Source organism: Blautia sp. RTP21359st1_E11_RTP21359_211015 (genome assembly GCF_040910705.1).
In the GTDB taxonomy this organism is placed as follows: domain Bacteria; phylum Bacillota; class Clostridia; order Lachnospirales; family Lachnospiraceae; genus Blautia_A; species Blautia_A fusiformis.
Genome location: NZ_JBDGAB010000006.1, coordinates 29939 through 52646, shown reverse-complemented (window position 1 = coordinate 52646; position 22708 = coordinate 29939). Strand labels below are relative to the sequence as shown.

The following is a 22708-nucleotide window of genomic DNA, read 5'->3' as shown; positions in this document are numbered from 1 at the left end:
CTATAGAAATTAGAATATATAAATTGTAAGGATATATTGTGTGATATTGCACTTTATATGATAAAAACAAGATAAAAACGCAATGCATATTTTTAAGATATGCTAGAGCTGGTATGTAGCCCAGCCGTCCTATGTAAATAGGGTAAGTAACCTGCCCCTCCGGGTTGTCCATTCTTTGTTCAATTCATTTTAGGAGGGATTTTTATGGACAAAACAAATGGAAAACTGACGGTATATTTTGAAGAACCATTTTGGGTAGGCGTATTCGAGCGTATTGAGGATGGTAAATTATCTGTAGCGAAGGTAATATTTGGTGCAGAACCAAAAGATTACGAAGTGCAGGAATATATTCAACAATACTATTTCAGTTTGAAATTCAGTCCGGCTGTTGAAACTGTTGTAAAGGATATAAAAAGAAATCCGAAACGGATGCATCGAGAAGTAAAAAAGCAGACAATAGGGACAGGTATTGGCACAAAATCGCAGCAAGCATTGAAGTTACAGCAGGAACATAACAAACAGGAGCGTAAAGAGAGAAATCGCAAGAAAAAAGAGGCGAAAGAACAGCGAATGTTTGAATTGAAACAGCAAAAGAAAAGAGAAAAGCATAAGGGGCATTAAAAGCCTCTTGGGCTTTAACTCAAATCGGGATTGACCGAGCGCATTGGGCGAGAGATACTTCTTGTTTGAATGGCAAGAAGATGGAATTGAGAGTTTAGAAAATTGGAATTCAAGGAGCATATAGATGAAATTAGCAGATTTAGCAACAGGTTCTGATTGGATAGTGTGGATTGTCTTTGTAATATTTGCTGCACTTTCTATAACTTTACTTTCTGGACACGGAAGCTGGTTTATTTCTGGATATAATACAGCTACAAAAGAAGAAAAGGAAAAATATGATGAAAAGAAGTTATGCAGAACAATGGGAATTGGAATGTCTATTATAGCAATTCTTGCATTAATTATGGGCGTGCTTGAAAATATTTTGCCTGCATTTTTTGTATATATTGCATTGGGAATTATTTTGATTGATGTCGCGGTAATTATCATTTTGGGAAACACGCTATGCAGAAAGTAATAACTTCCAGTTAGTTGAGATGTTGCAAAATTTGGAATCAGGAGAGAATAAGAATGATTAACAATTTGATGTATATTGAATTAAAAACGGGATATTCTGATGATGGTCCGGCATGGATTGGATATGTCAAAACTTCAAAAAGTAAGAAAACAATCTATTTTAATGACCATGCCTTTCAGAAAAATATCGGTAACTATGCAAATTATATAGATATTGAGAATGGTGATAAATATTGGATTTCCGGACTGAAAAAGGAAGAGAGCAATCGTCATTGGGCAGGACATGGAAAGATTATGGTTGATCGTAGAGCTGTTAATGAATACCTTTCCCTGATTGGTGAAAAGGAATTGCCATTAAATCTGTTTGAAGTAGTTGATATTGAAGATAGATTTCCGGTTAAAAGAGTAAAAGAATTATTGAATGAGAAGAAATAACAATGCCAGCAGTCTTGCAATATTGAGTTTAAAAAAATTGTGACATTCTCACATATGACCGAGCGCATTGGGCGAGAGATACTTCTTGTTTGAATGTTGGAATGATTATAGGTATTTGTTTTCGGTATGAAAATACCGTTTATTTATTCCAGACATAAGATGTCCGGTTGAAAATTAACGGATTCTCGTTTTATGTCGTGGTAATTTTGGTGCATATTGGTAAGCTGTAAGTGGAAGAGAGGTAGAGATATGGATACAAAAAAGATTGGAGCTTTTTTAAAGCAATGTCGTAAAGAAAAGAATCTTACGCAAGAACAGCTTGCCGAGAAGTTTGGGGTATCTGCAAGAACAGTTTCCAGATGGGAAACAGGAATAAATATGCCAGATCTCAGTGTACTTGTTCAACTTGCTGAATATTACGATGTTGAGATGAGAGAGCTCCTGGATGGAGAAAGGAGCCAGACTATGAATAAAGATATGAAAGAAACACTGGACAAAGTTGCGGTGTATGAAGAATGGGTGAAACAAAAAGCATTAAAGGCTGGAAATCTTGCATTTGCATCAATGTTTGTGATTGGTGTGTTAGCGATTATTATTCAGATGCTATTAATGGTGGATACTCGTTTGGTTTTGGGAGAGATAGTAACTGTCTTAGTAGGAGGAATCCTATATGTAGCTATTATGGTGTATAATGGAATATGGGATAAATGCCTGCCAAAAAGTGCTGCTATATGGCGAAATTTTCTCACCAGTGTAATATGTGCAGGAATTTTTACAGTCATCTATGGTATATGTTTATTTAGAATGGGAGCTACAGAAACACAGATAACACGATTGGCATTGGGATTTCTGATAGGTATTACTATTGTGTCATTTATTATTCTTAGGACCTTAGCATTTATTAATCGAAAAAGAAATCAGAATTCACCAAATGTTCAGGAGAGAAAAGAAACTTCCCAATCTAAGACAGAATGGACAAAGATTTATAATGCACAGAATATAGTAGAGACAGAACAGCTCGTAGAAATGTTAAAGCAAAGTGAAATAGAAGCTTTTTCCCAGGAAGCAGGTGCGAATGTTGCAATGCATGGGGCACCCGGATTTGGAATATATGGCGTGGATATATTCGTGAAAACCGATGATACAGAGAAGGCAGTACAGCTGATCAAGGAGATTAATAACCAAGAGAATGAAGAAATTTTTTGACATTGTCACATATGCGTGCTAATATGATTATAGAAAAAGTGTGCTGCCGATAAACGGTTAGTCCACATACTTAATTGATTGAAAATAACCGTTCAGTTTTGCTGGGGCGGTTATTTTTGTGTCTTGTTATTAACTTTGCCGAATACCTTTGAGTAACGAGGGAGTGAGATATATGGAGCAATTATTGATTGTTGAAGATGATATTGGTTTGAATCAAGGTTTATGCAAAGCACTGAAAGTAGATGATCGGAAGATTATTTCCTGCCAAGACCTGAAAACGGCGAAGGAGCAGCTGCTTTGCGGCGGTGTATCCCTGATCCTGTTGGATATCAATCTACCGGATGGCAGTGGGCTTGAGCTGCTCCGGGAGGTCAAGGAAAACACACCCGGGATTCCTGTTATTCTGCTGACTGCCAATGATACCGATCTGGACATCGTGGACGGACTGGAGAGGGGCGCTGATGATTACATTACCAAGCCCTTTTCTCTTTCGGTTTTGCGGGCAAGGGTGAATACCCAACTGCGAAAGCAAACGTCAAGCCATAAAAATGCACCGATCCATATTGATCTTTTTCACTTTGACTTTGAGGCTATGACCTTTTATGTGGGAGATTCAAAAGTGGAATTGAGTAAAACAGAGCAAAAATTACTGCGTCTGCTTGTTGAAAATCGTGGTCGAACCATGACCCGTGGAGACCTTGTAGACAGGATCTGGACAGATGGTGCTGAATATGTGGATGAAAATGCTTTGTCTGTTACGATCAAGCGTCTGAGGGATAAGCTTGGGGCACAGAAATACATTAAAACCGTCTATGGAATCGGTTATAGTTGGGTGACAAAAGATGAATAAAAGCGGCATCGCGATCATACTGCTGTGTTTTCTGGCGGCAGCAGCTGTTGTATTATGGGAGCGGAGAAAGGTCATAAAAGCGATGGAAGAAATCGAAAGGATGCTGGACGCCGCCATGACCGGCTCCTTTTCTGAAACAACTTTTGATGAAAGCCAGCTGTCTGCTTTGGAAACAAAGTTTGCACACTATCTTTCTGCCGCAGAAGCATCTTCTCGAAATATGGCACAGGAAAAAGACAAAATCAAATCCTTGATTGCGGACATTTCCCACCAGACGAAAACGCCGATTGCAAACCTGCTGTTATACAGCGAGCTTTTGATGGAGGAAACTCTGCCTGCATCGGCAAAGGAAAACGTGGAGGCACTGTACAAACAATCGGAAAAGCTACGATTTCTGATTGATTCTCTCGTAAAACTTTCCAGACTGGAAAATGGGATCATTTCACTTTCCCCTCAGCAAGCATCACTTCAGCCGCTGCTTGAAAGCGTAGTAGAACAATATGCCGCCAAGGCTTCTGGAAAAGGATTATCCATATATCTGTACGATACAGATATTTCCGCTACATTTGACTTCAAATGGACAGCGGAAGCACTGGCTAATATTGTAGACAATGCCATCAAATATACGGAGCATGGAACAATCACGATTTCTACCGTAAGTTACGAAATGTTTACAAGGATCGATATATCGGATACCGGTTCAGGTATCCCGGAAAACGAGCAGGCAAAGATATTTTCCCGTTTTTATCGTTCAAATGCTGTTCAGGAACAAGAAGGGGTTGGCATCGGCTTATACCTTGCCCGACAGATCATATCCGGCGAGGGTGGTTATATCAAGGTTGCTTCCGTTCCGGAAAAAGGAAGTACGTTTTCCATATTTCTGCCGAAATAACAACAATTCTATCAAAATTGTTAGATTTCATTTTCCGCAGGAAAGAATGTGGAAAGAATCTTATGCGATAATCTGTATGTATCAAAGGATCATTTCCTTTCATACATACAGATTTTTTCATGGAGGTACTCATTTATGGAGGTTTTACAGGCAAAAGACCTGAAAAAAATTTATGGCTCCGGCAATAACGCAGTTCATGCGTTGGATGGAGTTGATTTAAGTGTGAAGAAGGGCGAATTTGTTGCAATAGTCGGCACATCCGGCTCCGGCAAATCTACGCTGTTACACATGCTGGGTGGGCTGGATCGCCCTACAAGCGGCACGGTCATAGTGGACGAACAGGATATTTTCTCCCTGAAGGAGGAAGCGCTGACCATCTTCCGCCGCAGGAAAATCGGCTTTGTATTTCAGAGCTACAATCTTGTTCCGGTGCTGAATGTATATGAAAATATCATTCTACCCACTGAACTGGATGGCGGAAAGGTAAACAAGGCTTTTGTGCAGCAGATCGTGCAGACGCTTGGACTGAGCGACCGTCTGGATGCCCTGCCCAATCAGCTCTCAGGCGGTCAACAGCAGCGAGTAGCCATTGCCCGTGCGCTGGCGGCAGCACCCGCTATCATTCTGGCAGATGAAGCCACCGGCAATCTGGATTCCAAAACCAGCCAGGATGTATTGAGCCTTTTGAAAGTCACCAGTCAAAAGTTCGCCCAGACAATCGTAATGATCACTCACAACGAAGAAATTGCGCAGATGGCAGACCGCATTATCCGTATCGAAGATGGTCGGATCGTCTCCCAGAACTAACGGGAGGTGGCTACGATGAATGTCAAAAACAGAAAATGTATTCGAAAGCTCAGCTTAAAATCCCTTTATGCGAACCGTCGCCGCAATCTGATCGCCATTTTTGCCATTGCGCTGACAACGCTGCTATTTACTTCCATGTTCACCATTGTCTTGTCGTTGAACGCCAGTTATGAAACCTACCAGTTTCGGCAGGTAGGCGGCTATGCACACGGCACCTTTAAAGATGTTTCCCCCGAGCAGGCGGAACGTATCGCTGCTCATCCAAAGGTGAAGGCTGTGGGGGCACGGAAGGTGATTGGCATCACTGCGGAAGGAGTCTTTTCCAAAACGCCTGCAGAGATCAGCTACATGGATGCCAACTGCACCAAATGGAGCTATGCCACCCCTACTACCGGGCGGATGCCCGAAAGCGGCAAAGAAGTAGCCATGGATACGGCAGCGTTGCAGCTGCTTGGCGTAACGCCGGAGCTGGGCGCCGAGGTCACGGTTTCCTATTCCATCACGGACAAGGATCAAACCGCCTTTACTGTAACAGATACCTTTACGCTGGTGGGCTATTGGGAATATGATGAACTAATGCCTGTTCACTACATCAACATCAGCCGTGATTACGCAGATGACATCGAAGCGCAGGCAGTGAAAACAGGGTTACAGCCTTTCCGCACCGATTTGAATGTCATGCTGGCCTCCGGCACAAATATTCAAGGGCAGATGGAGCAGGTGGATACCGATCTTGGCTACACCTGGGACAGCTATACTGATCCCAACAGCGTCCGAATCGGTGTTAACTGGGGATATACCTCATCCCAGCTGGAGTCGCAGCTCGATCCAGAGCTGATGGTCGCCATAGCAGCTTTTCTGCTGCTGGTGATTTTCACCGGGTATCTTATCATCTATAACATTTTTCAGATCTCTGTTGCAGGGGATATCCGGTTTTACGGACTTTTGAAAACCATTGGCACAACGCCCCGGCAGCTCAAACGTATCATTCGCCAGCAGGCACTTCTACTTTGTCTGATCGGCATTCCGGCAGGACTGTTGCTGGGCTACGGCATCGGCGCTGTTCTGGTACCTGTTGTCTTGCGCTCCACCCAGTTGGATGCAGGCATCACCACCATCAGCACTTCGCCTGTGATCTTCCTTGGTTCCATGCTGTTTGCCCTGTTGACGGTGCTTTTGTCCTGTTCCAAGCCCGGAAAAATGGCAGCCAAGGTCTCTCCGGTAGAGGCTACCAAATATACGGATGCGATACAGACTAAGAAAAAACAGCGCAGCACTCGGGGAGCCAAGCTCCATCAGATGGCCTTTGCCAATCTGGGACGAAACAAGAAAAAGACGGTGCTGGTGGTGGTGTCTCTGGCACTGTCGGTGACACTGTTCAATGCGCTGTGTGCCTTTGTGGGAGGCTTCAGCATGGAGAAGTATGTATCCTCCATGACCTGCGCCGATTTTATCGTCAGCACTCCCGACTATTTCCGTTTCAACCCGGCAGATGAATTCATCACGCCAGAACAGATCGAGGAGATCGCAGCAAACACAAAGGCCAGTCTTTCCGGCACGGGATATGCTGTGCTAAAAACCGCATACCTGTGGATGACGGAGGATGCTCTGCGGCAAGACTATGCAAGGTACGAAAGCGCCGAGCAGTTGGACAGCCATATGAGCCGCATGGAGCACCGGGGCAATATGGTGATGGGAGATACCAGAATCGAGGCTCTGGATAACAGTCTGTTTGACAAGCTGCAAGTGTTCGACGGAGATATTTCTCCTATGCTGGAGCCGGACAATAACGCCATTGCCATTGCGGTTTCTTTGGATGATTACGGCAATCTGCCCAATCCTGAATACTACCCCAAGGTGGGAGACACGATCACGGCTACCTATGCGGATGATGTGAAATATATCGACAGCCGCACCGGGGAACTGTGCAACGAAGACACACCGGAGGAGTACCTTCAGGCAAAATTGTATGGGGCCAGAGATGTAGAGTACACGGTCTGCGCCTTGGTAGAACTTCCGAACTCCATGGGTTATCGTTATGGTGGTATTGGATATAACGCAGTTTTGCCTGTGGACACCGCACAGAGGGACAGCGGTGGTGCAGTCGTTCCGATGCTCTACCTGTTCGACACAGCGGACGAAGCTGACGAGGCCGAAGCAGAGCAATATCTGTCAAAGCTCACGTCCGGTGAGTTTTCGCCCTTGATGTATGAAAGCAAAGCCACGGTTCGCTCTGAGTTTGCTCAGTTCCGGCAGATGTTCCTTCTGATCGGTGGTATCCTCTGTGCTATCATTGGGCTGGTGGGACTCTTAAATTTCTTCAACGCCATGATGACCGGTATTCTTTCCCGCCGCCGGGAATTTGCGGTGCTTCAGGCTGTAGGAATGACGCCCCGACAGCTCAAAACCATGCTGATCTACGAGGGGTTGTTTTACGCAATGTCTTCCGTATCGGTGGCCTTTGTGCTTTCACTGGCGGTGGGACCTCTTGCGGGGAAAATGCTGGGCAGTATGTTCTGGTTCTTTGAGTATCGGTTCACCGTTCTGCCTGTCCTGCTGACAATTCCGGTATTTCTTCTGCTTGGGTGGCTGATTCCCTGCATGATGTATGATAACGCAGCGAAATGCAGCATTGTAGATCAGTTAAGGGATGCTCAATAATTGTTAAGCCAAAATTAGCCCTCTGTCAATGAAAAGGCTGAGGGCTGGAATTCAAATAATAATCAAAGTGACCATTACACTGGCCAGCGGCAAGAAACAGGTCATTTCCGTTACTGTGCAAAAAACAACAGTAAGAACAACAAAGATCACCGGACTGAAATCAAGCGTGACCGTTGCAAGAAATAAAAAACTTACGCTGAAACCGGTCATCGGCCCGATCACTTCCCAGGAGAAGGTTACCTACAGTTCTTCAAATAAGAAGATCGCAACGGTAAGTTCCAGTGGTGTGATCACTGGAAAGAAAAAGGGAACAGCCTATATCACAGTGAAATCTGGAAAGATCCGCAAAAAAGTAAAAGTAGTAGTTAAATAAAAATGATTTAAGCAGGAGCTGCCTTTCATGAATACACATGGAATGTCAGCTCCTTTTTTCATTTTTTGCATGTAGCTTTATTTGCAGAAGTAGATTACGATATTAATAGTTGACCAGGGAGAGAAGAATGATTAGATAATATGTTATAGTGATAATGGAATTATGGTAACAAAAAAATTTATAAAAAAAGTGCAACCAAACAGAAAAAAATACGTTATATATAATAGACAACATTAATATGGCACACTGCAAATAACCTATCTGCATAAAAACACTAATATACAGGGGAGAAATGTGATATGGAAGATATACATATTATAAATTTATTTTTAGAAAGATCAGAAGATGCAATTCGCCAGGTAGAAGTAAAGTATGAAAAATTTTGCTTTAAGATTGCATGGAATATTTTATATAACACAGAAGATTCAGAAGAATGTGTAAATGATACATGGCTGATAACGTGGAATAAGATTCCGCCCAAAACGCCAACAAAATTATCTGCATTTCTTGGAAAAATAACCAGAAATTTGGCATTGGACAATTTCAGAAAGAAAAATGCTTCAAAAAGAGCAGATACACATATGATGGATATTTGTGGTGAAGTGGAAAAACTGGAAAATACAATAAAGGATTATGTGGAAGAGGATATAAAGAAAAAGGAAATTTTGAATATTTTAGAAAAATTTTTAAGTGATTTAAAAGCAGGGGACAGGGATATTTTTGTCAGGCGATATTGGTATATGGATAATATTAAAGACATTGCAAAAAGACATGGATGCTCTGAGACTAAAATTAAATCTAGTCTTTTTCGAAGCAGAAACAAATTATGGGAAGAGGTGAAAGAAATCATATGAAAAAAGAAAACAATTTTTTGGATTTGATGGGAGAAATAGATGAAAAATTTGTTTACGAAGCTTCCTTGCCATGGAAAAAGCGAAATGTTAATTTGAAATTAAAATTAGCAAAGATTGCAGCAGCAGGAGTTGTAATAGCATTATTGATAGGAGGCTTGGGACATCCGCACGAGATAAAGGCGGCCTGGGAACAGATTACTTCGTGGATTCAAACTGCATTGGGGATTAATGAAAATGTAGAATCATATATAGATAGTGTTGGAAAAACGATTACTAAAAATGGAATTTCTATTACATTAGATGAAATTGCTGCGGATAAGGAGAATTTATGGGTGGCAATATCTGATAATATAAATGCTTCAAAAGAAAAGGAGACTATTCTACTAACAGAAGTGGAGATAAATGGAAAAGCGGCACAGTTAGATGGAACATATGCTCTGGAGAAAAAGGAGAACGGAACAGATGGTCAGGTTTGTCATTATAGGCTGGAAGATACAACTATTAAAGACAATACAGCAGATATAAAAATGAAAGTATGGTTATTTGATCCAACAGAAATGGATACTGCAGATACAGAAGATACGGATGACTATATTTTTGAATTTTCATCAAATTGGGAAGAACTGGAGAAGAATACCATAGATGTAAATGTGAATAAAAAAATAAAGATATCTCCAAATCAAAATCTGACAATTTCAAAAATGAGCTTAAACGATTTGGCAAGTACAATTTATGGAAATTTGGATAATAAAGAATATGAAGATTATTATTTAATAGGAACCGACGATAAAGGAAATCAGGGGCTTTATAGAATGACAAATTATGGAGACACAGAGACTGTGTTTGAAGAAAGCAGAAATAATACAAAATATAAAGGAATTTCTCCAGATGCAAAAACGGTGACATTAGAATTATATGTAAATAAAGAAGAAAAAAACAGAACAACATATAAAAAATATGAAACAGGAACAGAAGATACTTACGGAGAAGGCGTAGGACGTGTTTATGAAAGTGATGAAGATCCTCTGGATTTATATAGCCCAGTGGAAGGAAAAATAGAAATTAAAATCAGATGACAAAAGAATAATTTAATCGAAGAGAGGAACAGCCAATATCATCTGCCTTCAGATATTGGCTGTAATATATATGATACATAAAAAATACAAGCAGCAGATAACGATAAGATTCTTATATCAGTCAAGGAAGCCTGTGAACGCACAGGTCTTTCAGAGAAAACCATGAGAATTCTTATGAAGAATAATACCTTCATGGTACGAATTGGGCGAAGAACCCTGATTGATAAGAAAAAATTTCAGAAATGGATAGATCGGCAGTCTTGAAAGGTTTTTGGGGTTGTGTTAAAATTAAGTCCAGTGCCATGCATGATCATCTATTGTTATTAGAAAAAGGATGGTAATGTTATGGAAAAAATCTAAGAGGAAAAGAAATAGGTAAGGGAATCCGACAAAGAAAAGATGGGCGGTAAGAAGCCAGAATCACAATTAAGGGATCTGGCAACCGCCTTTTTCTATCTATGGAACAAATCTTCAGCAGGTGAAAAAGCAAAGAAACATGTATTTGGCGGAAGTTCTCCCAGGTATTCCAGGCTTTGATTCGAGTATGTCCGTTTCAAAATGGTATGAGAAATGGATGGAACTTTATAAGGTTCGGAATCTTAAAGCAACCACGATAAGAAATTATGAAGAAAAGTATGGAAAAGAAATCTGATTTTACTGATAAAATGACAATTTAGGAAGAGGTTTAAATATTTGGAAAAAGCAAGAAACACTGAAGAAGAAAAAAAAATGGGGCAAAAGTGGGTCAAAAAAGAATATGAGGCATCTGAAACCCGCATAAACACTGGGTTTCCGGCTGATACCAGTACATTATCACCGATGATGAAAGAATACGTAAAGACCAAAGAAGAGTACAGCGACTGTATCCTTTTTTACCGTCTGGGCGATTTTTACGAAATGTTCTTTGAGGATGCACTGACTGCATCCAGGGAACTGGAAATTACACTTACAGGAAAAGACTGCGGACTGGAAGAGAGAGCGCCCATGTGTGGCGTTCCTTTTCATGCTGCGGAAACTTATATCAACCGGCTGATCGAAAAAGGCTATAAGGTTGCCATCTGCGAACAGGTAGAAGATCCGAAAAAAGCCAAGGGTCTTGTTAAACGAGAGGTTGTCCGCATTGTCACACCGGGAACTACTCTGGATACCATGTCACTGGACGAGTCAAAAAACAATTATCTGATGTCCATTGTCTCCATTGGAGATCATTTTGGCTGTGCAATTGCAGATATCACAACCGGTGACTGTTTTCTCACAGAACTGGATAAACCACAGAAGCTTCTGGATGAGATCAATAAATTCACACCTGCCGAGATCATCTGCAACGACGCCTTTCTTTTAAGCGGTGTGGATGTAGCGGATCTGAAGGGGCGTCTTGGGATCTGTGTATTTGCTCTGGATCCCTGGTACTTTGACGACCAGCTGTGCCAGAAAACCCTGAAAGAGCATTTTCATGTCGGAAATCTGGAAGGTCTCGGGATCGGAGATTATGACAGCGGGATCATTGCTTCCGGTGCACTGTTCCTGTATCTGAAGGAAACACAGAAAACAGCACTTTCCCATATGGCAAGCATCCGCCCTTACTCTGCTGAAAAATATATGCTCATCGACAGCTCCAGCCGTCGTAACCTGGAGCTTGTAGAAACCATGCGCGAAAAGCAGAAAAGAGGTTCTCTTCTCTGGGTTCTGGATAAAACCAAAACTGCCATGGGTGCAAGAACCCTTCGTTCTTATGTGGAGCAGCCTCTGATCGATGCAGAGGAAATCGAAAAGAGACTTGGTGCCCTGGAAGAACTGAACGCAAAACCTATGGATCGTGATGAGATCCGGGAGTACTTAAATCCGATCTACGATCTGGAACGTCTGATAAGCCGTATCAGCTACAAATCTGCCAACCCAAGAGATCTGGTTTCCTTTGCCTCTTCCCTGGAAATGCTGCCTTATATAAAGCAGATCCTTGCAGGATTTAACTCTCCGCTGCTTATGCAGATCAATGAAGACATGGATCCACTGTCAGACATTACCGCTCTGATCCGTAATTCCATTACTGATGATCCGCCCCTTGCCCAGAAGGACGGCGGTATCATTCGGGAAGGTTATAATGAAGATGTGGATAAATTCCGCCGCTCCCGGACAGATGGAAAGAAGTGGTTATCTGAGTTGGAAGCAAGAGAGCGGGAACGCACCGGTATTAAGAGCCTGAAGATCAAATATAACCGTGTATTCGGCTATTCCCTAGAAGTTACCAACACCTTCAAGGATCTCGTGCCGGAGGACTATATCCGCAAACAAACCCTTACCAACGCAGAGCGTTACATCACCCAGGAGCTGAAGGATCTGGAGGATCTGATCCTTGGAGCGGAAGATAAGCTTTATGCATTGGAATTTGAACTGTTTTCAGATATCCGTGATCAGGTTGGAGCTGAGGTTGTCCGTATCCAGCGTACTGCAAAGGCAGTAGCTGCTCTGGATGTTTTTGCTTCCCTTGCACTGGTTGCACAGAGGAATAACTTTGTCCGGCCCAAGATCAATGAGACCGGCCTCATCGATATCCGAAATGGCCGCCACCCGGTTGTGGAACAGATGATCGAAAACGATATGTTCATTCCAAATGATACGTATCTTGACAACCACAAAAAACGTATCTCCATTATCACAGGACCGAACATGGCCGGAAAATCCACATACATGCGCCAGACAGCATTGATCGTACTGATGGCACAGATCGGAAGCTTTGTTCCTGCGGACAGTGCGAATATCGGTGTGGTTGACCGGATCTTCACCCGTGTGGGAGCATCCGATGACCTTGCAAGCGGACAGAGTACCTTTATGGTGGAGATGACAGAGGTTGCCAACATTCTTCGTAATGCCACTTCCCGAAGTCTTCTGATCCTGGATGAGATCGGACGTGGAACCAGTACCTTTGACGGCCTTTCCATTGCCTGGGCAGTGATCGAACACATCAGCAACACCAAACTCTGCGGCGCCAAGACCTTATTTGCGACCCATTATCATGAGCTTACCGAACTGGAAGGCAAGCTTTCTGGTGTCAACAACTACTGTATCGCTGTCAAGGAAAAAGGTGACGATATCGTATTCCTGCGTAAGATCGTAAAAGGCGGAGCAGATAAAAGCTATGGTATCCAGGTAGCCAAGCTTGCCGGTGTTCCGGATTCCGTGATCCAGCGTGCCAAGGAACTGGTAGAGGAGCTCAGTGATGCAGATATCACTGCAGCTGTAAAAGATCTGACTGCTCCAAAGAAAAAGCAGAAGATCACCTATGATCAGTTAGATATGGCACAGATGTCACTGTTTGACACGGTACAGGACAATGATATCATTGAAGAGATCAAAAACCTGGAGATCGGGAATCTGACACCAATGGAAGCTTTGAATATTCTCTATAACCTGCAGAACAAAATTAAGAACCGGTGGTGATACCCTTGAAAAAAATTGCAGTTTTAGACCAGAATACCATTGATAAGATCGCAGCAGGAGAGGTCGTAGAGCGCCCCTCCTCTGTTGTAAAAGAGCTTGTGGAAAATGCCATTGACGCAGGTGCTACCGCTATTACTGTAGAGATCACAGACGGCGGAAAAAAGCTGATCCGTATCACGGATAATGGCTCCGGAATGGATGCAGAGCAGGTTCCGCTTGCTTTTCTCCGCCATGCCACAAGTAAAATTGAAAAAGTAGAAGACCTGACCCACATTGCCTCTCTTGGCTTCCGTGGTGAAGCACTTTCCAGTATTGCCGCCGTCTCCCAGGTGGAGCTGATCACAAAGACTCCTTCCGGGATCAGCGGTACCCGCTATGTGATCGAAAGTGGAAAAGAACAGTCTTTGGAGGAGATGGGCGCACCGGAGGGAACCACCTTCCTGATCCGGAACCTTTTTTACAACACACCTGCAAGAAGCAAATTTCTGAAATCCGACATGACAGAAGCCGGTTACATCAATACGCTGATGGAACAGCTGGCGCTTTCCCATCCGGAAATTTCCTTTAAATATATCCAGAATCGTCAGGTGAAACTTTCCAGTTCCGGAAATTACAGCGTAAAGGATGTGATCTACAGCGTTTACGGACGGGAGATCGCCAAAGCACTTCTGGAAGTCTCCTATGAAAATGATTTTATGAAGATCGAAGGCTTTGTGGGAAAACCGGAGATTTCCAGAGGAAACCGCACTTTTGAGAATTATTATATCAATGGCCGATATGTAAAAAACAAGATCATTACCAAGGCCATTGAGGACGGATATAAAGGACTTGTCATGCAGCATAAATTTCCGTTTGTCTCACTTCGGATCGAAATGGACGGCAATGACCTGGATGTTAATGTGCATCCCGCAAAGAGAGAAGTGCGTTTTGCCAGAGAAACCGAAGTTTATACGGCCATTTATGAAACTGTCCGCAAGGTATTGACCCACAGAGAACTGATCCCGCAGGTATCTGTGGGCAAAGACGAACCGACACCCCGCACAGAACAGATAAAGCCAGGAAATATTCCGGAGCCTTTTGAAGTAAAACGGCGGCAGGAGATGTACGGTCACCCGAATCGGACGGCAAATATAGCTTCCCATGCTGCACCGACAGCTTCTGAAGTACGTAGTACAGCGCCGGTTCCATCGATACCTTATAATAAGCCAACAAATGGTACCGCCTCCTATGGTTCAGCTGAAACAGCTCACAATTCTTCAGCTTCTTCTGCAGATAAATACAAACGTGTGGATTCTCTGCGGGAAAATCCCGTATATGGATCGCAGCCTTTCACAAAAGAAGAAGAGGAAATGTTTTCCGGAACATTAAAAGACGGAAGAAATGAAAATTCCGTTGCAGAAACAGCAGATTATGAAGTGATTTCTGAAAAGCCTGCTGAATCGGCACCTCCTGAGGTAGACAACGAGCCGATCAAATCGCAGGAACAGGAACCGCCAAAACAGCTGGAACTGTTCGAAGAACGGCTTCTTGCTCCTGAATCCAGAAGCCGCCACAGACTGATCGGACAGCTGTTTGATACCTACTGGCTGGTACAGTTTGAGGATAATTTTTATATCATTGACCAGCATGCTGCCCATGAAAAAGTATATTATGAGCGATTTGTAAAGCAGTTTCAGTCCCAGAACATCCAGTCCCAGTATGTAAGTCCCCCACTGATCGTTTCACTCAGCCTTGAGGAGGAGAATCTGCTGAAGGCAAACAAAAAGTATTTCCGGGATTTCGGCTTTGAGATCGAACCCTTTGGCGGAAGGGAGTACAGTATCAGTGCGGTTCCCTCCAGCCTTCTGGGAATGACAGAAGAAGAGCTGTTTCTGGAAATGCTGGACCATCTCACTGCAGACGGTTCCAAGGATGCCTTTGAAATTTTTGCCTCAAGGCTTGCGACCATGGCCTGTAAGGCTGCTGTAAAAGGCAATCATTCCATGTCACCTCAGGAAGCTGACAAGCTGATCGATGAATTATTGACACTGGAAAATCCTTATAACTGTCCTCATGGAAGACCAACGATCATTGCCATGAGCAAGACAGAAATCGAAAAAAAATTCAAACGTATCGTGTAAGATACTTAACATAAACGGAGGAAATATATGAAAAAACCTCTTATCGTGCTTACCGGGCCTACTGCCGTGGGAAAAACAAAGCTTTCCATTGCACTTGCAAAAGCAGTAAACGGAGAGATCATTTCCGCGGATTCCATGCAGGTTTACCGCCATATGGATATCGGTTCCGCCAAGATCACGCCGGAAGAAATGGATGGCGTCCCACATCATCTGGTGGATGTACTGGAGCCAACAGAAGATTTTAACATTGTCCTTTTTCAGCAGATGGCAAAAGATGCCATGGACAAAATTTATGACAAAGGCCGGATTCCGATCCTGGTAGGCGGCACAGGATTTTATATTCAGTCTGTGACCAGAGATATTGATTTTACCAGCTCCGACCAGGATGAACATTACCGCAGGGAGCTGGAAGAGCTGGCAGAGCAGAAGGGGCCTGCATTTCTCCATGACATGCTTGCTAAGGTCGATCCCAAGTCAGCCGAAGATATCCATGAGAACAATGTCAAGCGGGTGATACGTGCCCTGGAATTTTATAAACAGAACGGTACCAGGATCTCCGAACATAATGAAGAACAGAAGGAGCATACCAGTCCCTATGCACTGGCTTATTTCGTCCTGAACGCACCACGCCCACTTCTCTATGAACGCATTGACACAAGAGTGGACGAAATGCTGAAAAACGGTCTGACAGAAGAAGTTAAAAAGCTTCGGGAGATGGGCTGCCACAGGGGAATGGTTTCCATGCAGGGGCTTGGCTATAAGGAAATCCTGGACTGGATGGGCGGAAACTATTCTTATGAGGAAGCCGTAAGGGTCCTGAAACGTGACACCAGACACTTTGCCAAACGTCAGCTTACCTGGTTCCGCAGAGAAGGCGAAGTAACCTGGGTAGATAAAGATAACTTTGATTACGATGACAGCAGGATCCTTTCCTACATGCTTTCTGTATGCAGGGAAAAGGGAATCCTCCCTGCCAAATAAAATAAAAAAGGAAAAATGATCATGAAAGAATTATATGCACAACTTGGAATCTCTTCTGCAGTTTACGATTTCGGTAAATCTGTGGAAGATTCCCTGAAAGAACGTTTTGAGAAATTTGATAAGACTGCAGAATACAACCAGATGAAGGTTATCCGCGCCATGCAGAAGAACCGTGTCAGTGAGGCTTGTTTCGGAGCTTCCTCCGGTTATGGCTACAACGACCTTGGCCGCGAAACTCTGGAGCAGGTCTATGCCGATACCTTCCACACAGAAGCCTGCCTGGTACGCCCGCAGATCACCTGTGGAACTCATGCACTTGCCATTGCTCTCTTCGGAAACCTGCGCCCCGGTGACGAGCTTCTTTCCCCTGTAGGAAAGCCTTACGATACCCTGGAAGAAGTGATCGGTATCCGCCCGTCCAATGGTTCCCTTGCGGAATATGGCGTAAAATATCGTCAGGTGGATCTTCTCGAGGATGGTACCTTTGATTATGAAAACATCAGAAAAGCAGTCAATGAAAAAACAAAGCTGGTAACCATCCAGCGTTCCAAAGGCTATCAGACCCGTCCTTCTTTCTCCGTAAAACAGATCGGTGAGCTGATCGCTTTTGTAAAGAAGATCAAACCGGATGTGATCTGCATGGTAGATAACTGCTACGGTGAGTTCGTAGATACCATAGAGCCAAGTGATGTAGGTGCAGATATCATGGTGGGTTCCCTGATCAAAAATCCAGGCGGCGGTCTTGCCCCTATCGGCGGATATATCGCCGGAAGAAAAGACTGTGTGGAAAACGCTTCCTACCGTATGACCTGCCCGGGACTGGGCATGGAAGTGGGGGCAACCCTTGGTGTAAACCGTTCTCTGTACCAGGGATTTTTCCTTGCACCGATGGTTACCAAAGGAGCTTTAAAAGGCGCCGTTTTTGCAGCAAACATTTACGAAAAACTTGGTTTCCCGGTGGTACCGAACAGCACAGAACCACGTCAGGATATCATCCAGGCAGTCACCCTTGGAACACCGGAAGGTCTTGTAGCATTCTGCCAGGGTATCCAGGCTGCAGCACCGGTAGACAGTTTTGTGACACCGGAACCGTGGGATATGCCAGGGTATGACAGTCAGGTCATCATGGCTGCAGGTGCTTTCATCCAGGGTTCTTCCATCGAGCTTTCTGCCGATGGTCCTATGAAACCACCTTATGCTGTTTATTTCCAGGGTGGTCTTACCTGGGAGCATGCTAAACTTGGAATCCTGAAATCTCTTCAGTATATGGTTGATAAGGAACTTGTGAAATTATGAAAAAATCCGAAGGACAGGACTTAAAAAAGCAGGTCTTTGTCGTAGGAGCAGGTGCTTCCGGCCTTATGGCGGCTATTCAGGCTGCCATAAACGGAGCAGCGGTTACGGTTCTGGAACAGAATGACCGTCCCGGAAGAAAAATCTGTGCTACAGGAAATGGACGCTGTAATATGACAAATCTGAACCAGGATGAAAACGCTTACCGGGGATCCCATCCGGAATTTGTCAAAGATGCCCTGGCACAGTTTCCTGTGGAAAAGACTCTGGAATTTTTTCAGGAACTGGGAATCTGTACCACAGACCGCGACGGATGGATCTATCCCCGGAGCAGCCAGGCGCAGAGTGTGGTAGATGTTCTTACCATGAAAGCACGCAGCCTGAAAGTAAAACTGAAAACCAATCAGACTGTTACCGGCGTGTCTTTCACAGACGGACAGTGGAAGATCCATACTGACGGATGGACCTACAATGGTGATGCCGTGATTCTTGCAAACGGTTCCCGCGCCTCTTCCGTTGCAGGTTCCAGTGAAAGTGGATACAAAATCGCAGAAAGTCTCGGACATCATCTGATCGAACCTCTTCCAGCTCTGACAGCTTTGAAATGTAAGGGAAATTCTTTTTCCGGCTGGAGTGGTGTGCGGACAGAAGGTAAGATAACCCTTTATATAGATGGCATTCCGGCAGCCTCTCAGCAGGGAGAACTGCAGCTTACCGATTACGGTGTATCCGGGATCCCGGTATTTCAGATTTCCCGCTACGCCATCCGAGCGGTTCACGAAAACAAAAACGCAGAGCTTTCCATAAATTTTTTTCCGGAACTGAACCAGAAAGAACTGGAAGAATACCTGGAACAGAGAAAAACAGCCTGCCCTTATAAAACAGAAAAAGAACTTCTCATCGGACTTTTTCCGGAAAAACTGATCCGTGTCTTATGTGCACAGAAGGATCTGATCCATGGGATCAATGATTTTCGCCTTCCGGTAAAAGACAGCCTTTCTTTTGAACAGGCACAGGTTTGTTCCGGCGGCGTGGATACTTCTGAAGTTCAAAGTAAAACCATGGAATCCAGACTTCATAAAGGCCTTTATTTTGCCGGAGAACTCCTTGATATTGACGGCACCTGCGGTGGATACAACCTGCAGTGGGCATGGTCAAGTGGAGCTACCGCCGGTATCTGGGCAGCAAAGGAGGAATAACAATGATCCGGATCACACAGTTGAAGCTTCCCATCACCCATACAGAAGAGCAGCTTCACAGAAAAATAGCGAAAACACTTCGCCTTGGAAATCAGCCGTTCACTTATGAGATCCGAAAACAATCTCTGGATGCCCGGCATAAAGAGGACAAAAAATTTGTCTATACTGTAGACATTAAAGTGGATAATGAATCCCGTGTTTTAAAAAAGGTTCACGATAAAAACATTATGTTAATCGCAGAGAGAAAGTATCATTTTCCGACACCTGGTTCTGAAACATTGTCCCATCGACCGGTAGTGATCGGAAGCGGACCGGCCGGATTATTCTGCGCCTGGTATCTGGCAAAAGCCGGATACTGTCCATTGGTACTGGAACGTGGAGAAGAAGCAGATAAACGCCAGGAAACTGTAGAAAATTTCTGGAAGAACGGCATCCTGGATCCGGATTCCAATGTGCAGTTCGGAGAAGGCGGTGCGGGAACTTTTTCCGACGGAAAGCTGAATACTCTGGTAAAAGATACCTACGGAAGAGGAAAAGAAGTCCTTTCCAGATTTGTAGAAGCAGGAGCTCCATCTGAAATCCTTTACCAGCAAAAACCCCACCTTGGTACGGATCAGCTTGTGGGAATCGTTCAGTTTATGCGCCATCAGATTGAAGAAATGGGCGGGGAATTCCGATTCCGTTCCACAGTGACTGATCTGGTGGTCCGTGACCAGAAACTTGCGGCTGTCATCGTCAATGAAAAAGAAGAAATACCGGCAGAAATCTGCGTTCTTGCTCCCGGCCACAGTGCCAGAGATACTTTTGCCATGCTGAACAAGCACAATCTTTCCATGGAGCCAAAATCTTTCGCAGTAGGAGTACGAGTGGAACATCCACAGACCATGATCAACCAGGATCTTTACGGAGAGCCGGAAAATGATTACCTGGGCGCAGCCAGCTACAAAGTTACCCATACACTGGAAAACGGACGTGGCGTTTATTCTTTTTGCATGTGTCCCGGTGGCTATGTGGTAAATGCTTCTTCTGAGGAAGGCATGCTGGCAGTAAATGGGATGAGTTACCAGGCACGTGACAGCCGTAATGCCAACAGTGCCATCATCGTTACAGTAAATCCTTCTGATTTTCCGGAGGAAGGCGTTCTTGGAGGAATCGCACTCCAACGAAAGCTGGAACGTGCTGCCTGGGAAGCCGGAAACGGAAAAGTTCCGGTACAGCTTTTCAAAGATTACTGTGCGCATAAGAAAAGTATCAAACTTGGAGATGTGAGCCCCTGTATCAAAGGAGCCTATACACTTACCGATGTCCGCAGCATTTTCCCGAAAGAGATCGGGGATTCCATTGAAGCCGGAATCCATGCTTTTGGAAAAAAACTTTCCGGTTTTGACCGGCCGGATGCATTGCTGGAAGGAGTAGAAAGCCGTACATCTTCTCCTGTCCGGATTGTGCGGGAACCAAAAAAACTCACTTCCAATATAGAAGGAATCTACCCCTGCGGAGAGGGCGCTGGTTACGCCGGTGGCATTACATCTGCAGCAATGGACGGAATTAAAGTGGCAGAAGCAGTAGCTTCCATTTATGCCCTGCCTGTAAATAAAATGTGAAAAAAGTGGAAATTTCCGGGATAGAGTGTACATTCCTGCTTTTTTATGCTAAAATAACTTCTGCAATTTTGCATACCCTTCTTCGAGAGCGAAAAGGGAAATCATATGAAAGATACTATAATGGAAATGCCAGATTATCAGCGCCCGTATGAAAAATGTCTTCGGGAGGGAGAACAGTCTTTAAGCGATCGTGAGCTTCTTGCTGTGATCCTGCGCTGTGGCGTACAGGGATTAAGTTCTCTGACACTGGCTGATAAAATCCTTAATTTATCGGAACAAACAGGTCATTCCGGACTTTTGGGTCTGTTTCATGCTTCTGTACCGGAGCTGATGAAGATCCATGGGATTGGCAAGGTAAAAGCCATACAGCTGAAATGCATCGGGGAGCTTTCCAAACGTATGGCAACTGCTGCAGCGAAGCCGGAACTGTCTTTTCAGCATCCTGTCACAATTGCAAAGTATTATATGGAACAGCTTCGTCACGAAGAACAGGAATTATTGTACTGTATGATGCTGGACGGACATAATCATCTCACAGGAGAGCAGCTTTTAAGCCGTGGGACTGCCACCGCCACACTGATCACTCCAAGAGAAGTTTTTGTAGAAGCTGTAAAATATCATGCTGTAAATTTGATCCTTGTGCATAATCATCCAGGCGGTGATCCTTCCCCCAGTCAGGCCGATCTGGAAGTCACCAGACGGGTTTTCGAATCTGGTGAGCTTCTTGGAATCCATCTGTTGGATCATATTATCATTGGAGATCACAGGTACATCAGTTTCCGGGAAAAGGGGATTTTTGATGAGTATATTAAGTGAAGGGGCAGATTTATGCTTTTTAGAAATAATTACGGGGTAGACCTGGGGAGCAGCTCTGTAAAAGTCTATTCTTTTTTCAGAAATAAAACTTACATAGAAAAAAACATGGTTGCCTACCGGGGGCGTCGAATCCTTGCTATTGGAAATGAGGCCTATGAAATGTTTGAAAAATCACCTTCGGATATTTCTGTAGATTCTCCCATGGCTTTTGGAATGCTTGCGAATCTCGAATTACAGGAAATCGTACTTTACAGCATGTTGAAAAAGATCGATCATACATCCGGCCTTGGTGCGGATATGTTTTTTTCGGTTCCTCTTGATATGACGGCCATTGAAAAAAGAGCCTACTATCATCTGGTCAATGGACACTGGCTTAGAAAAAACCGGGTTTTCATGGTAGAATCTCCGATTGCAGATGCGGTAGCCATGAACATCAATCTTGAAAAAAATGAAGGCAGTATGGTTGTAAACATTGGTGCACAGAGTACAGAATTTTCAATCCTTACAGATGGCAAGATCATCATAAGCCGTAAGATCCCTCTTGGAGGCCGGCAGATGAATGAATCCATCTGCAGTGAGATTCGTAAACATTACAATCTGCAGATCGGAACACGTACGGCCAAACGCCTGAAAGTAGTCATGGGACGGCTTAACGACCAGAAAAAGGAAGCCCGGAAAGTTGTAGGAATCGACAGCGTTTCCGGACTTCCCAGAGAAGAAGTTGTTTCCGCCTATGTTGTTAATGAGGGAATCACCAATTGCGTAAATCAGATCGCGGCAGAAATGAAAACATTTCTGGAACGTACACCACCACAGATTGCCTATCATATTGCAAAAGAGGGAATTTACCTTACCGGTGGCAGTACTCGACTTCCATATATCGACAACTATCTGGCAAGTTATACAGGATTTGCCTTTAATCTTTCTGATCTGTACGAAACTTCTGCTGTACATGGACTGGAAAAGATCATTCACGACAGAGAACTGCGCAGATGGGCACAGCCTGTAAAGCAGAAAAAACTGTAA

20 protein-coding genes are annotated in these 22708 nt (G+C 44.0%); all 20 read left to right on the top strand.

Features of this window, described 5'->3' with window-relative positions; genetic code table 11:
- The first annotated feature begins 204 nt into the window (after positions 1-204).
- The 20 genes from AB5026_RS03465 to AB5026_RS03370 all read left to right on the top strand — a co-directional run bounded on the left by AB5026_RS03465 (position 205) and on the right by AB5026_RS03370 (position 22708).
- The gene (locus AB5026_RS03465; RefSeq protein ID WP_015525019.1) at positions 205-621 is read left to right on the top strand and encodes a YjdF family protein; all 417 of its coding nucleotides are present in this window, start codon (positions 205-207) and stop codon (positions 619-621) included.
- Positions 622-745: 124 nt separating this feature from the next.
- Entirely contained in the window at positions 746-1078 is a 333-nt protein-coding gene (locus AB5026_RS03460) for a DUF3784 domain-containing protein (protein ID WP_059085803.1), read from the top strand.
- 53 nt (positions 1079-1131) lie between these two features.
- Positions 1132-1512, top strand: a complete 381-nt coding sequence (locus AB5026_RS03455; RefSeq protein WP_059085804.1) for a hypothetical protein — start codon at positions 1132-1134, stop codon at positions 1510-1512.
- A 249-nt stretch (positions 1513-1761) separates the two neighbouring features.
- Entirely contained in the window at positions 1762-2718 is a 957-nt protein-coding gene (locus AB5026_RS03450; RefSeq protein ID WP_161208812.1) for a helix-turn-helix domain-containing protein, read from the top strand.
- 172 nt (positions 2719-2890) lie between these two features.
- A complete protein-coding gene (locus AB5026_RS03445; RefSeq protein ID WP_161208810.1) occupies positions 2891-3568 on the top strand; it encodes a response regulator transcription factor in 678 nt (225 codons plus the stop codon).
- A complete protein-coding gene (locus tag AB5026_RS03440; protein ID WP_173759225.1) occupies positions 3561-4460 on the top strand; it encodes a sensor histidine kinase KdpD in 900 nt (299 codons plus the stop codon). The genes AB5026_RS03445 and AB5026_RS03440 overlap by 8 nt, the downstream gene beginning before the upstream one ends.
- Before the next feature lie 135 nt (positions 4461-4595).
- Complete coding sequence (locus AB5026_RS03435) at positions 4596-5267, top strand: ABC transporter ATP-binding protein (protein ID WP_368212744.1); 672 nt, start codon at positions 4596-4598, stop codon at positions 5265-5267.
- 15 nt (positions 5268-5282) lie between these two features.
- Positions 5283-7928, top strand: a complete 2646-nt coding sequence (locus AB5026_RS03430; RefSeq protein ID WP_368212743.1) for an ABC transporter permease — start codon at positions 5283-5285, stop codon at positions 7926-7928.
- A 115-nt stretch (positions 7929-8043) separates the two neighbouring features.
- Positions 8044-8301, top strand: coding sequence for an Ig-like domain-containing protein (locus AB5026_RS03425; protein ID WP_294415093.1), 258 nt, complete (start codon positions 8044-8046; stop codon positions 8299-8301).
- Positions 8302-8600: 299 nt separating this feature from the next.
- Entirely contained in the window at positions 8601-9155 is a 555-nt protein-coding gene (locus tag AB5026_RS03420) for an RNA polymerase sigma factor (RefSeq protein ID WP_118511542.1), read from the top strand.
- On the top strand, positions 9128-10231 hold the full coding sequence (locus AB5026_RS03415) for a DUF4179 domain-containing protein (RefSeq protein WP_368212741.1): 1104 nt from the start codon (positions 9128-9130) through the stop codon (positions 10229-10231). The genes AB5026_RS03420 and AB5026_RS03415 overlap by 28 nt, the downstream gene beginning before the upstream one ends.
- Positions 10232-10315: 84 nt before the next feature.
- The gene (locus tag AB5026_RS03410; protein ID WP_110103134.1) at positions 10316-10495 is read left to right on the top strand and encodes an AlpA family transcriptional regulator; all 180 of its coding nucleotides are present in this window, start codon (positions 10316-10318) and stop codon (positions 10493-10495) included.
- A gap of 555 nt (positions 10496-11050) precedes the next feature.
- Positions 11051-13669 (top strand): DNA mismatch repair protein MutS, encoded by a 2619-nt coding sequence (gene mutS / locus AB5026_RS03405; protein WP_368212767.1) that lies wholly within the window; start codon positions 11051-11053, stop codon positions 13667-13669.
- A 5-nt stretch (positions 13670-13674) separates the two neighbouring features.
- Positions 13675-15789, top strand: coding sequence for a DNA mismatch repair endonuclease MutL (mutL, locus tag AB5026_RS03400; protein ID WP_368212740.1), 2115 nt, complete (start codon positions 13675-13677; stop codon positions 15787-15789).
- 27 nt (positions 15790-15816) lie between these two features.
- Entirely contained in the window at positions 15817-16770 is a 954-nt protein-coding gene (gene miaA, locus AB5026_RS03395; protein WP_186582312.1) for a tRNA (adenosine(37)-N6)-dimethylallyltransferase MiaA, read from the top strand.
- A 21-nt stretch (positions 16771-16791) separates the two neighbouring features.
- Positions 16792-18066, top strand: a complete 1275-nt coding sequence (locus AB5026_RS03390; protein ID WP_186582311.1) for a methionine gamma-lyase family protein — start codon at positions 16792-16794, stop codon at positions 18064-18066.
- Positions 18063-19262, top strand: a complete 1200-nt coding sequence (locus tag AB5026_RS03385) for an NAD(P)/FAD-dependent oxidoreductase (protein ID WP_021978000.1) — start codon at positions 18063-18065, stop codon at positions 19260-19262. The genes AB5026_RS03390 and AB5026_RS03385 overlap by 4 nt, the downstream gene beginning before the upstream one ends.
- Before the next feature lie 2 nt (positions 19263-19264).
- Positions 19265-20866, top strand: coding sequence for an NAD(P)/FAD-dependent oxidoreductase (locus AB5026_RS03380; RefSeq protein WP_148446912.1), 1602 nt, complete (start codon positions 19265-19267; stop codon positions 20864-20866).
- 105 nt (positions 20867-20971) lie between these two features.
- Positions 20972-21682, top strand: coding sequence for a DNA repair protein RadC (gene radC, locus AB5026_RS03375; protein WP_021978002.1), 711 nt, complete (start codon positions 20972-20974; stop codon positions 21680-21682).
- A gap of 12 nt (positions 21683-21694) precedes the next feature.
- On the top strand, positions 21695-22708 hold the full coding sequence (locus AB5026_RS03370) for a rod shape-determining protein (protein WP_021978003.1): 1014 nt from the start codon (positions 21695-21697) through the stop codon (positions 22706-22708).